Source organism: Streptomyces sp. HmicA12 (genome assembly GCF_000373565.1).
Classification (GTDB): domain Bacteria; phylum Actinomycetota; class Actinomycetes; order Streptomycetales; family Streptomycetaceae; genus Streptomyces.
The window spans coordinates 197,816-208,742 of the sequence record NZ_KB891849.1; the positions used below are offsets into that span (position 1 = coordinate 197,816).

13 protein-coding genes and 4 tRNA genes are annotated in these 10,927 nt (G+C 69.3%); 6 read left to right on the forward strand and 11 right to left on the reverse strand.

The window, feature by feature from the left end; all coding sequences use genetic code 11:
* Positions 1 to 62 precede the first annotated feature (62 nt).
* The 6 genes from B072_RS0136325 to B072_RS0136350 form a co-directional block, all read right to left on the reverse strand.
* On the reverse strand, positions 63 to 644 hold the full coding sequence (locus B072_RS0136325; protein ID WP_018534905.1) for a hypothetical protein: 582 nt from the start codon (positions 642 to 644) through the stop codon (positions 63 to 65).
* Positions 644 to 1,516 (reverse strand): carbohydrate ABC transporter permease, encoded by an 873-nt coding sequence (locus B072_RS0136330; protein WP_018534906.1) that lies wholly within the window; start codon positions 1,514 to 1,516, stop codon positions 644 to 646. The genes B072_RS0136325 and B072_RS0136330 overlap by 1 nt, the downstream gene beginning before the upstream one ends.
* Positions 1,513 to 2,469, reverse strand: a complete 957-nt coding sequence (locus B072_RS0136335; protein WP_018534907.1) for a carbohydrate ABC transporter permease — start codon at positions 2,467 to 2,469, stop codon at positions 1,513 to 1,515. Before B072_RS0136335 ends, B072_RS0136330 begins: the two co-directional genes overlap by 4 nt.
* A gap of 14 nt (positions 2,470 to 2,483) precedes the next feature.
* On the reverse strand, positions 2,484 to 3,773 hold the full coding sequence (locus B072_RS0136340) for an ABC transporter substrate-binding protein (protein ID WP_018534908.1): 1,290 nt from the start codon (positions 3,771 to 3,773) through the stop codon (positions 2,484 to 2,486).
* A gap of 280 nt (positions 3,774 to 4,053) precedes the next feature.
* A tRNA-Val gene (locus tag B072_RS0136345) sits at positions 4,054 to 4,125 on the reverse strand.
* A gap of 75 nt (positions 4,126 to 4,200) precedes the next feature.
* Entirely contained in the window at positions 4,201 to 4,632 is a 432-nt protein-coding gene (locus B072_RS0136350) for a TIGR02611 family protein (protein WP_018534909.1), read from the reverse strand.
* Between the two features lie 190 nt (positions 4,633 to 4,822).
* Between B072_RS0136350 and B072_RS0136355 the strand changes: the two genes are divergently transcribed.
* Together B072_RS0136355 and B072_RS0136360 are read left to right on the forward strand one after the other, a co-directional pair.
* Entirely contained in the window at positions 4,823 to 5,236 is a 414-nt protein-coding gene (locus B072_RS0136355; protein WP_004002642.1) for an SsgA family sporulation/cell division regulator, read from the forward strand.
* A 271-nt stretch (positions 5,237 to 5,507) separates the two neighbouring features.
* Positions 5,508 to 6,071, forward strand: coding sequence for a CGNR zinc finger domain-containing protein (locus tag B072_RS0136360; protein WP_018534910.1), 564 nt, complete (start codon positions 5,508 to 5,510; stop codon positions 6,069 to 6,071).
* Positions 6,072 to 6,089: 18 nt separating this feature from the next.
* Here B072_RS0136360 and B072_RS0136365 read toward each other — a convergent pair whose 3' ends face one another.
* Complete coding sequence (locus B072_RS0136365; protein WP_018534911.1) at positions 6,090 to 6,290, reverse strand: hypothetical protein; 201 nt, start codon at positions 6,288 to 6,290, stop codon at positions 6,090 to 6,092.
* Positions 6,291 to 6,565: 275 nt separating this feature from the next.
* Positions 6,566 to 7,006 (reverse strand): hypothetical protein, encoded by a 441-nt coding sequence (locus B072_RS0136370; RefSeq protein ID WP_018534912.1) that lies wholly within the window; start codon positions 7,004 to 7,006, stop codon positions 6,566 to 6,568.
* 185 nt (positions 7,007 to 7,191) lie between these two features.
* Between B072_RS0136370 and B072_RS0136375 the strand changes: the two genes are divergently transcribed.
* Positions 7,192 to 7,707 (forward strand): DsbA family protein, encoded by a 516-nt coding sequence (locus B072_RS0136375; protein WP_018534913.1) that lies wholly within the window; start codon positions 7,192 to 7,194, stop codon positions 7,705 to 7,707.
* Between the two features lie 3 nt (positions 7,708 to 7,710).
* On the opposite strand, the gene B072_RS0136380 is transcribed toward B072_RS0136375, so the two are convergent.
* The 3 genes from B072_RS0136380 to B072_RS0136390 are packed head-to-tail and all read right to left on the reverse strand — an operon-like array spanning position 7,711 to position 10,477.
* Positions 7,711 to 8,535, reverse strand: coding sequence for a GNAT family N-acetyltransferase (locus tag B072_RS0136380; protein WP_026246659.1), 825 nt, complete (start codon positions 8,533 to 8,535; stop codon positions 7,711 to 7,713).
* 58 nt (positions 8,536 to 8,593) lie between these two features.
* Positions 8,594 to 9,415 carry an aminotransferase class IV gene (locus B072_RS0136385; RefSeq protein ID WP_018534915.1) on the reverse strand — a complete coding sequence of 274 codons (822 nt, stop codon included), beginning with the start codon at positions 9,413 to 9,415 and terminating at the stop codon, positions 8,594 to 8,596.
* A gap of 24 nt (positions 9,416 to 9,439) precedes the next feature.
* Positions 9,440 to 10,477 (reverse strand): chorismate-binding protein, encoded by a 1,038-nt coding sequence (locus tag B072_RS0136390; RefSeq protein ID WP_018534916.1) that lies wholly within the window; start codon positions 10,475 to 10,477, stop codon positions 9,440 to 9,442.
* Positions 10,478 to 10,667: 190 nt separating this feature from the next.
* Between B072_RS0136390 and B072_RS0136395 the strand changes: the two genes are divergently transcribed.
* From B072_RS0136395 to B072_RS0136405, 3 genes are all read left to right on the forward strand, one after another.
* Positions 10,668 to 10,740, forward strand: a tRNA-Gly gene (locus tag B072_RS0136395).
* Positions 10,741 to 10,778: 38 nt separating this feature from the next.
* Positions 10,779 to 10,852: transfer RNA gene (locus B072_RS0136400), tRNA-Cys, on the forward strand.
* Position 10,853: 1 nt separating this feature from the next.
* A tRNA-Val gene (locus tag B072_RS0136405) sits at positions 10,854 to 10,925 on the forward strand.
* Positions 10,926 to 10,927 lie beyond the last annotated feature (2 nt).

Here is a 10,927-nt window from a genome sequence, read left to right on the forward strand (position 1 = left end):
CCAAACGTGCCGTACGAGAAGGGAGTTGAAGAGGGTGTGGGTGTGGGAACGAGTACGCGGTGTCAGCGGGCCCGGCCGCGCTGCTCCACGGCGACCGCGGCGGCGGCGAGAACACCGAGCACCGGCACGGCGAGCGGCGGGACGAAGCCCGCGCAGAGGACCGTGACCGCGATGCCGCAGACCAGCAGGAAGGAGCCGCCTGGTCCGCGGACGGTGCGCCGTGCGGCGGCGCCGAGCAGGGTCCGCCAGGCGGCGCCCGGCTCCCAGACGGCGGCGGCCCGCAGTACCGCCACGGCGGCGGCGAGTAGGGCGAACAGGCCGACGGCGGCGGCGAGTTGACCGCCGGGCAGTCCGGCGCGCGCGACCCGCAGGTCGACCCAGACGGCCGCCCAGGCGGCGACGCCCGCGACGCCGACGAGCCAGCCGTGCCGGACCGCCGCGCGGAAGTCGGTGACGAAGTCCCGCAGGCCTCCGGTGCGCTGCTCCAAATGGCGGCGCAGGTGCCGGGCCCCGGCCGCGAAGGCGGCCGGAGCGGTGACGACGGGCACGGACGCGAGCGCGATCCACACCCCGGTCAGCAGGCATTCGGCGAAGACGCCGAATCCGATCCGCCGCCGCGATTCGGTCACGGGCGCGGTGCTCATCACTTGAGCCCCGAGGTCGCCATGCCGTCGATCAGATAGCGCTGGAAGGCGGCGAAGAACGCGATGACGGGAATGAGCGCCACCAGCGACATGGCCACCTGCCCGCCGTAGTTCGAAATACCTTCCTGGTCGCGGAACATCATCAGGCCGAGCGACACGGTGTATTTGTCGGGGCTGTTGAGATAGATCAGCGGCCCCATGAAGTCGTTCCACGCGTTGATGAAGGTGAAGATGGCGCTGGTGATGATCGCGGGCCGGCTCAGCGGCAGCACGATCGACCAGTACGTGCGCAGGTGTCCGCAGCCGTCGAGTTTGGCGGCCTCGTCCAGTTCCTTGGGCAGGCTGCGCATGAACTGCACCATCAGGAAGACGAAGAAGGCTTCCGTGGCGAGGAACTTTCCGGCGACGAGCGGCACCATCGTGTCGATGAGTTCCAGCTTGCGGAACATCACGTACTGCGGGATGAGCAGCACGTGGTACGGCAGCAGCAGGGTGCCGATCATCAGGGTGAAGAGCAGATTCCGCCCGGCGAACCGGATCTTGGCGAAGGCGTAGGCCGTCAGCGAGCTGGACAGGACGACGCCGACCACGGCGAGGACCGCGTAGGTCAGCGAGTTCAGGAAGAAGCTGCTGATCGAGATGCCCGAGATGCCGTCGGCGAGCCCGGAGAAGTTGGAGACGATCGGGTCGGCCGGGAAGAGATCGAGCCCGCCGACGATGGTCTTGCTCGGCTTGAACGACGCGCCGATGACCCAGATGACGGGGTACAGCACGACCGCGAGCACGACGAGTGCGCCGATGTGCCAGGCATAGGACCCGAGGCGGCGGCGCTCGCTCGCGGTGTGCACGACGGGTGTGGTGGCGGTGGTCACTTGGCGGCCTCCTCGTAGTGCACCCACTTCTTCTGCGACCAGAAGAGGACCGCCGTGACGAGGGCCACCGCGATCACGAGCGTCCAGGCCATCGCGGAGGCGAAGCCCATCTGGGACTCCTTGAAGCCCTTTTGGTAGAGGTAACAGGTGTAGACGAGGGTGGCGTCGGCCGGTCCGCACCGGGTGTCGGAGACGACGTACGCGGAGCCGAACACCTGGAAGGCGTGGATGGACTCCAGCAGGACGTTGAAGAACAGCACCGGCGAGATCATCGGCAGCGTGATGTTCCAGAACCTCCGGAACGGTCCGGCGCCGTCCATCTCCGCGGCCTCGTACAGCTCCTGCGGGACCTGCTTGAGTCCGGCCAGGAAGATGACCATGGGTGCGCCGAACTGCCAGATGCTCAGGGCGACCAGGGCGTAGATGACGTAGTCGGGATTCCCGATCCAGCCGCCTACGTCGAGTCCGAAGATCTTCTGTGTACGGTCCACGACGGCGTCGTCGGAGAACAGGGCCCGCCACACGAAGCCGACGGACACGCTCGCGCCGATGAGCGAGGGCATGTAGAACGCGGCTCGGTAGATGCCCTGTCCGCGCCGCTTCTGCGCGAGCAGCAGTGCCACGCCGAGCGCGAGGAGCAGTTTCAGCGGCGTGGCCACGACGACGTACTTGAGGGTGACCTGCACCGACTTCTGCCAGCGCGGGTCCTGGAACATCGTCGTGAAGTTGTCCAGGCCCACCCACTGGGGCGGCGTGAACAGGTTGTAGCTGGTGAACGCGTAGTACAGCGAGGCGATCATCGGCCCCGCGGTGAGCAGCACGAAGCCGGCGATCCACGGCGACATGAAGAGGTAGCCGGCGAGGTTCTCGCGGCGCCGCCCGCGCCGCCCGGCGACGGGGGCGGCGGGCCGCTTCCCGGCCGGGCGCGCGGGCGCTTCCTTGACGAGCGTCATGGTGGTACGTCCCCTCAGCCCGCGAACGCGGCCTTGGCCTCGGAGAACAGTTGCTTCGCCGCGGCGGCCGGCTTGGTCTTGCCCTGGGCGACCTCACCGCCGAGCCGCAGGAAGGCCGCCTCGGTCACGTCGGCGCCCGACGGGTGCGGCGTGATCTTGCCGAGGACGCCGGCCTTGGCGACCTCCTCCTCGTAGTCGGCGATGCCCTGGGTGGTCTTGTCGGCGGGCTTGAACGCCTCGTACTGCTCCTCCGTGGCGAGGATGCCGCGGTCGTAGCCCATGATCTTGCCGACCTCGGGGTCGTGGACCATGAAGTCGATGAACTGGGCGGCTTCCTTGGGGTGCTTGGTGCCGGAGAAGGCGCTGAGCATCAGGGAGCCGAGGTACTGGCCGGTCTGCTTGCCGTCGGTGGTGGGGATCGGCGCGAGCCCGTAGTCGGAGTCGCCCTCGCCCTCGTAGCGGACGGAGAAGTTGTCCCAGGTGAACTCGGAGGCGGCGAGGCCCTTGGAGAGACCGGAGGCGGGCTTGGCCTGCTCGATCTTCTTCGGGTCGGCGACGAGTCCGGACCTGACCCGCTTGAGGCCGTCCGACCACCACTGCGTCAGATCGTCCTCGGAGAAGCCGAGTTCGGTGTCGGTGAAGAACGCCTTGCCGTTCTGACGCAGATACAGGTCGTACAGGTACATGATGCTGAAGTAGCCGGTGTCGCCCGCGATCTTCTGGGTGTCCTGGATCTTCTGCAGCGCCTTGAAGTATTCGTCCCAGGTCCAGCCGAACTTCGGCTCGATCCCTGCCTTCTTGAAGACATTCAGGTCGATGACGAGCGACATGGTGTTGGCGCCGACCGGAATGCCGACCTGCTTGCCGCCCTCCACCTGACCGGCTGTCAGTACGCCGTTCCGGAACTTCTTCAGGTTCAGATTCCCGGCGTCCGCCTGGGACTTGAGATCCATCAGAACTCCGCGCTTGTCGTACTTGCGGAGGAAGGCGACCGAATTCTGGAATACGTCCGGCGGATTGCCACCGGAAGCCTGCGTCTGGAACTTCTCCCAGAAGGCCTCGTAATCGGTGAATTCCGGCTTGATCTTGATCTTCGGGTACTTCTTCTCGAAGAGCTTGATCGTCTTCTGGATGGCGACCGCCCGCGGCTCGCCGCCCCACCAGGCGTACCGGAGTTCCACCGGCCCGTCGCCCGAGCCGCCGTCGTTACCGCCACAGCCGGCCGCCGTCAGACCGAGTGCCGCGACCGACGCCCCCGTGACCTTCAGCAGGCCACGCCGGTCAAGATCCTTGTAGCTAGGCACAGTTCGCCCCTCCACCTGCGCATTGAATCGTTTTAGGAAAGCGCTTGCCGGGCAAAGGTAGAGACGGGGCGGGGGCGCGTCAACGGTTCGGACAAAGATTTGGGTCGAAGCGCTTCGAAGACGCAGGTCGCGACGGGGGTACGGGCCGCTCTGAACCGTTACACAACGACCGGCGAGGGCCCGGGCCGGACGCGGACGGAACCGGCCGGCACCCGGCAGGCGAACGCGAGAACACCGAGGGCCCCGGAGACGTGATGTCTCCGGGGCCCTCGGTTCCGGGTGGGCGATACTGGGTTCGAACCAGTGACCTCTTCGGTGTGAACGAAGCGCTCTCCCACTGAGCTAATCGCCCGGGCGCAGGAAGAACATTACCCCATGTCAGAGGGTGCCCCGGACCAGCCGGGAGGCCGCCCCGCACCCTTCGTGGTCACTGCTCGATGTTCCACGGCATCTCGAGCCCGAACTTCCACACGTAGATCCCGACGAGGACCGCGATGATCACCAGGCCGACCGTGGTCAGGATGATGTTCCGCCGTCGCACCTTCGGGTCGAGCGCCTTCTGCGTCGCCTCCGTGACCTTGCGCTTCGTCCACCGCAGCACGAGCTGCGCCCAGACGAACTCGGTCGCCCAGATCGCCATGCCGCCGAAGATCACCAGCCAGCCGGGACCCGGCAGCGGCAGCATGACGATGCCCGCGCCGACGACCGCGAGCCCCACCACGAAGACGCCGACCTGCCAGCTCAGGTGCAGCGCCCTGCGGGCCTGGATGAACTCCGGCGCCCGTGAGCCCAGAGGCTGCTCGGGCTTCTTCTCCGCCTCGGCAGCCGTGTCGGCCGCCTCGTCACTCCCCGTATTCATACAGCCAAACCTACCCGACTCAATCCCGTCACTGGAATGGCCGTTCCCCTACAAGAAAGACTCGGCCGTACGGGGTACCTAAAGACGTCCAAAACACTCAGAGGGGTTTACAACGGCACCGTAGGTGGCATGTCGATTTCGCCGACGTGCGAATCCCCGAGCGCACACTGAGCGAAAGGCCCTGGCGCTTATGAACACCACGGTCAGCTGCGAGCTGCACCTGCGCCTCGTTGTGTCGAGCGAGTCCTCACTGCCTGTTCCCGCAGGACTGCGGTATGACACGGCCGATCCGTATGCCGTGCACGCCACCTTCCACACCGGAGCCGAGGAGACGGTCGAGTGGGTATTCGCCCGCGATCTCCTCGCCGAAGGCCTTCACCGGCCGACCGGCACCGGCGACGTCCGAGTCTGGCCGTCCCGCAGCCATGGTCAGGGCGTCGTCTGCATCGCCCTGAGCTCTCCGGAGGGCGAGGCTCTGCTCGAGGCCCCGGCGCGGGCCCTCGAGTCGTTCCTGAAGCGGACGGACGCCGCCGTGCCACCCGGCACGGAGCATCGTCACTTCGATCTCGATCAGGAGCTCTCGCACATCCTCGCGGAGAGCTGAACCGCGCAGGAGGCCCGCGCCGGTTCCCAGCCGGCGACAGGCAGGGCGAGACGTCCCGTGCCGTCCACTCGGGGAGACGGCCCGGGTTCAGCACACAGCACGACAGCAGAACCAGCACGACAACCGCAATAGGCAGACATCGGCGCCGTCGCCGTGGGAACCTCCACGGCGGCGGCGCCGGCCTGCTCACGGCACTCCCCGGCAGCCTCAGGCGCTAGGCTCGGCCAGCATCGGCGGGCGCAGGCCCGACCCCCAGGCCAGGGAGCGAAACGTGCTGATCACCCACGACACCCGGTGCGCGCTCGACATCGTGGTGGATCTGGTGAACACCGCACCGGACGACGCCGCCGGCACGGCCGACAGCCTCGCGAGCGTGCCGGCTCTCGAAGATTTCGTACGAAAGAACGACATCAGCGATGTGGGGGTGCTCGGCGAGCGTGATCTCGCCGCGGTGCGCACGGTGCGTGACCGGTTCGCCGGGGTGTTCGCGGCACCCGATCCGCGCGGTGCCGCCGAGTTGATCAACGAACTGATCGCCGCCGCCGGCACCACTCCCCGCCTCACCGACCACGACGGCTACGACTGGCACGTGCACTACTTCGCCCCCGGAGCGTCCGTCGAGGACCACCTGGCGGCCGACTGCGGGATGGCCCTCGCGTTCTTCGTGGTCGCCGGGGAGCAGGAGCGGTTGCGGCGCTGTGACGCTCCGGACTGCCGGCACGCCTTCGTGGATCTGTCCCGCAACCGCTCGCGCCGCTACTGCGACAGCCGTACGTGCGGGAACCGGCTGCATGTGGCCGCGTACCGGGCACGGCGCAAGGAAGCCGCGGGCTGAGCCCGCGCGGGTCGGGGCTCACAGGAGCAGCAGGTCGTGCAGCGCCGCCATCAGGAGCAGACCGCCGATCACCGCCAGGAAGATCATGAGCGGCGGCTGGGAGAGTGCGAAGAGGCAACCTCGCTGAGTGTCGGGGTTCGGGGGCACGGGGGCGGGCGCCTGGGGCGCCTGGCCCTTCTCGTCGTTCAGCTGGTCGGCCAGCTGCGGTGTGTCCAGCATCTCGCGGTGATGATGGCGCAGGTCTCCCCCGGCGAACTCTCAACACGCCCGTTCGTGAGGGGAGTTCGCCAGATTACGTGACCGTATAAACGGTCACGTGCGCGAAAATCCGACGCTTGTCGTACAGATGTCCACGGGATTCTCCGTACCCGTTCCCGCGCACCCCGCCCTCGAACTGCCGTACCCAGGACGGCTGTTGACGATCACCGCGCACGACATCCCGACCACCGCACCTCGAAAGGCACTGCGCCGAGCGGCACTTGGGCCGGACGGCGTCAGATGCCGTGCTTCTTCAGGATCGCCTCGATGTCGCTGAAGTCTTCGGCGGCACCGGCCTTCGGCCTGGGCTGCGCGACCGGGGCGGGCCGCGCGCTCTCACCGAGCGAGGGCGCCGAGGCGGCCGGGGCCACGGCCTCGCGCCGCGCGGCCTTCGCCGCCCTGCGTTCCTTGCGGGTGCCTCCGCCGCGGCGCTCGACGGCGCGGGTGCCCAGGAACATCAGCCAGGCCGCGCCGAGCACACCGAAGCCGGCCCACGCGGTCGGGCTGAACGCGGTGTCCACGGCCCACTCGACGGCGCCGGTCATCACCAGACCGAGCGGGACGAGGGAGTAGGCGGCCAGGCGGGCGGCCGCGAGGAACCGCTTGCGGTACGCGGTGACCGCGGCGATGCCCAGGCCTGCCACGGACACGGCGGAGCAGATGGTCTCGGCAATCATCCGGTCCTCCTGGACTGGGCGTATCGGTCGGCATCGGGGCGCATCGCCCCTTCCATCCTGCACCGTCGGGGGCGTCCCGGGCCACGGCCCGGACGGACCTCAGGGAGATCTCGGGGTTCCCCTCCTGCGCAGGTCCTACGCAGGTCCGGGTTGGGGCCCGTGCCCCGGCCTGGGAGACTGGGCCCATGAACGCCCCGAACCCGGCCCCCCTCCTCGATGTGTGGTGCGAGCTGCAGTGCCCGGACTGCCGCTCGGCCCTGGACGACGTCCGCGCGCTGCGGGAGCGCTACGGCGACCGCGTCGAGATCCGCCTGCGCCACTTCCCGCTCGACAAGCACAAGCACTCCTTCGCCGGCGCCCAGGCCGCCGAGGAGGCGTTCACGCAGGGCAAGGGGTGGCCCTTTGTGGAGGCGGTGCTCGGCCGGGTCGAGGAGTTCGACCGCAAGGGCGAGCCGTTCCTCGTCGAGGTGGCGGGTGAACTCGGCCTGGACGCCGAGGAGTTCGACACGGCCCTGGTCGACGGGCGGCACATCCTGATCGTCGACGCCGACCAGGCCGAGGGCCAGGTGATCGGCGTGACGGGCACGCCGACGTACGAGATCGGCGGCGAGATCCTGCACGGCGGCAAGAGCCAGGAGGGGCTGCGCGAGCGGATCGAGGAGATCGCGGACCGGCTCCTCGCCGCGTCCGAACAGGGCTGACGCTCAGTGCAGTTGCTTGTAGAGGTGGTACTGGGTCGGCTCGTAACCGAGTGACTCGTACAGGCGCAGCGCGGGGGTGTTGTCCGCGAAGACGTTGAGGCCGATCCGGGTGGCTCCGGCCGCGATCGAGTCGGCTTCGGCGTGCAGCAGCAGGGAACGCCCGTGGCCGCGGCCCCGGTGCTCGGCCGCCACCTCCACGTCGAAGATGTACGCGCCGTCGGGGCGCTGGGCCACCCACAGCGTGCCGACCGTCTCCCCCTCGTGCTCCAGGACGCTGATCAGGACGTCCGGGGTCCCGATGCCCTCGGGAAGCAGCGCCGCGTGGTCCCGATCCGACTTCTCGCGGGCTTCCTGTTCGGTCGCGCCGCGCTCGGCGATGGTGCGCTCGTAGCGCGCCTTCTCCTTGGCCAGCCACGGCCCGTACTCGGCCTCCGTCATGCGTCGCCCGACGCTGCCCTCGGGGAGGGCCGGCGGGCGGTCGGGCAGCGTCTTCACCATGTTCCGGTTGCGCTCCACGTAGCCGAGCGCACCGGCCAGGCGCAGCAGGCCTGCGTCATCGGCCGGTACGGACGCATCGATGCGGCGGCAGTTCCAGCCGCGGGCCACTTCCTCGGCGGCCAGCGCGGCGACCGTGGCGCGGCCGCGTCCCCGGTCCGGCTCGTCGATGCGCAGATCGAGGATCCGGGCGACGGTGGGGCCGGACGCGGGAAGCGTGGCGAGGTGGAGCGTGCCGACGGGACGGCTGTTCACACACACCGCGTAGTGGCGCGAACGCGTCCCGTCAGAGGTGCGCTGAAGCGGCTCGGTCGGCCGCAGAGTAGTGGTCATCACGGGTGTTCTACCCGCCCGTAGTGGCTCTGCGACAGGGGTTTTTACGGGGGCGTGCTCACGGATCCAGGTCGTCCGCGGCCCGCTCGTCCCACACCTGCATCGCCTTGGCGGTGACCGGGCCCGGCGCGTCCGTCAGATCCCGGTCGTCGATCCGGTGCACGGCCTGGATGTCGCGCAGCGTCGACGTCAGGAACACCTCGTCGGCCTCGGCGAGGACCGACAGCGGCAGCTCGGCCTCCTTGGCGCCCGTCCACTCGACGGCGAGGGCGCGTGTGATGCCCGCGAGGCAGCCGGAGGCGACCGGCGGGGTGTGGATCTCGCCGTCGAGGACGACGAACACATTGGACCCGGTGCCCTCGCACAGCTGCCCCACCGTGTTGGCGAACAGGGCCTCGGACGCGCCGAGTTCACGGGCGCGGGCGAGCGCGACGACGTTCTCCGCGTACGAGGTGGTCTTCAGGCCGGCGAGGGCGCCCCGCTCGTTCCTGGTCCACGGGACGGTGATCACCCCGGTGCTGTCGGGCCGCCGCTTGACGTCGCCGAGGGCCACGACGAGCGTGGTGCCCGCGTCGCCGCGGTCCGAGCCGAGCGGCGAGAGGCCGCCGGTGTACGTGACGCGCAGGCGGCCGAGCGCCATCGGGTTGGCCTCGAGGACTGCGGCGCAGGCGCGGCGCACCTCGTCGAGGTCCGGCACGGGCAGTCCGAGGCCGCGCGCCGAGCGCTCCAGCCGGTCGAGGTGACGGGTGAGCGCGAACGGCTTCCCGTCCACCGTCTTCACCGTCTCGAAGATGCCGTCGCCCACGGTCAGGCCGTGGTCGAAGACGGAGACGCGCGCCTCCTCGGTGTCCTGCAGGCGGCCATCGAGCCAGATCTTCACTAGGGTCCCTCCAACGTGCCCGGACTACGCGTCCGCGTATGTTCCCGACGCTACCGCGAGCAGTCGCGCCGCCTTCAGCTCGGTCTCGCGCCACTCCCCCTCGGGGTCGGAACCCCAGGTGATCCCGGCGCCGGTACCGAACCGGAGCGTGCCGTCGGCCCGGTCGATCCAGAACGTACGGATCCCGACGGCCAGTTCACCGGTCTTCCGGTCGGCGTCGACCCACCCGATGCCGCCGCAGTACGGGCCGCGCGGCGCCGTCTCCAGCGCGTCGATGATCCGCAGGGCGCTGGACTTGGGGGCGCCGGTCACGGAGCCGGGCGGGAAGGTGCCGTCGAGGAGCTCGGGCCAGCCGGCGCCGTCGCGCAGTTCCCCGCGCACGGTGGAGACGAGGTGGACGAGGCCGGGGTGCTTCTCGACCACGCACAGGTCCGGCACGGTCACGGTGCCGGTCGCGCACACGATGCCGAGATCGTTGCGGACCAGGTCCACGATCATCACGTTCTCGGCGTAGTCCTTCTCCAGGAGGTCGGACTCGGTGCGGCCGGTGCCCTTGATGGGTCCTGACTCCACGACCCACCCCTCCCTGCGCAGGAACAGCTCCGGCGAGGCGGTGGCGATCTCCACGCCGTGGCCGGGGAGCCGGATGGTGCCCGCGTAGGGGGCCGGGTTGCCGCGGGCGAGGAGTGCGGTGAGGGCGTCCACGTCGGCGGCGGCGGATATCGGCGCGGAGAGCACGCGGCAGAGATTGGCCTGGTAGACCTCGCCGGTCGCGATGTGGGCGCGGATGCGACGGACGCCCTCCGTGTACGCGGCGCGGTCGAGCGACGACACCCAGTCCGCGGCGGCGGGCCCCTGCCAGGCTCCGGGCCGCGGCGCGGGCACCGGCTCCCTGCGTACGTTCTCGAAGCGGGCGCAGACCAGCCGCCCCTCGAAGTCCGCGGAGACCGCCCAGAAGCCGCTGGAGTCCAGGGCCGCGGGGTCGTCGGTGACATCGAGGAGGCCGGTCGCGAGGAGCTCGCCGAAGCGGGCGAGCGGAGGCGAAGAGGAGGAGCCGTGCACGGTTTCGAGTCTATGGCGGGTGACGGGGCGGTGACCTGGGGTGGAGGTGCGGTGGCCGCCGCGCCGGTCACCCGGGGGCCACTTCGGCGGTCGCACCGCAGCACGCTGCGCAAACGCGTTTTTGTACTGGCCCAGGAATCCGCTAGAGTTCAACACGTCGCCGGGACGCGGAAGCGGGCCGGAAAGACACGCGAACGTAGCTCAGTTGGTAGAGCGCAACCTTGCCAAGGTTGAGGTCGCCGGTTCGAACCCGGTCGTTCGCTCGGATGTGGGGGATCTTCCCGAACCCCTACAGCTCCTTGGTGGAGTGGCCGAGAGGCGAGGCAACGGCCTGCAAAGCCGTCTACACGGGTTCAAATCCCGTCTCCACCTCCACGCGCGATTAGCTCAGCGGGAGAGCGCTTCCCTGACACGGAAGAGGTCACTGGTTCAATCCCAGTATCGCGCACT

What these genes read in the sequence shown, in the direction of transcription:
- B072_RS0136355 (WP_004002642.1), top strand. Translation starts at nt 4,823, where the DNA reads ATGAACACCACGGTCAGCTGCGAGCTGCACCTGCGCCTCGTTGTGTCG.
- B072_RS0136380 (WP_026246659.1), bottom strand. Translation starts at nt 8,535, where the DNA reads ATGACCACTACTCTGCGGCCGACCGAGCCGCTTCAGCGCACCTCTGAC.
- B072_RS0136335 (WP_018534907.1), bottom strand. Translation starts at nt 2,469, where the DNA reads ATGACGCTCGTCAAGGAAGCGCCCGCGCGCCCGGCCGGGAAGCGGCCC.
- B072_RS0136370 (WP_018534912.1), bottom strand. Translation starts at nt 7,006, where the DNA reads ATGATTGCCGAGACCATCTGCTCCGCCGTGTCCGTGGCAGGCCTGGGC.
- B072_RS0136375 (WP_018534913.1), top strand. Translation starts at nt 7,192, where the DNA reads ATGAACGCCCCGAACCCGGCCCCCCTCCTCGATGTGTGGTGCGAGCTG.
- B072_RS0136365 (WP_018534911.1), bottom strand. Translation starts at nt 6,290, where the DNA reads ATGCTGGACACACCGCAGCTGGCCGACCAGCTGAACGACGAGAAGGGC.
- B072_RS0136350 (WP_018534909.1), bottom strand. Translation starts at nt 4,632, where the DNA reads ATGAATACGGGGAGTGACGAGGCGGCCGACACGGCTGCCGAGGCGGAG.
- B072_RS0136325 (WP_018534905.1), bottom strand. Translation starts at nt 644, where the DNA reads ATGAGCACCGCGCCCGTGACCGAATCGCGGCGGCGGATCGGATTCGGC.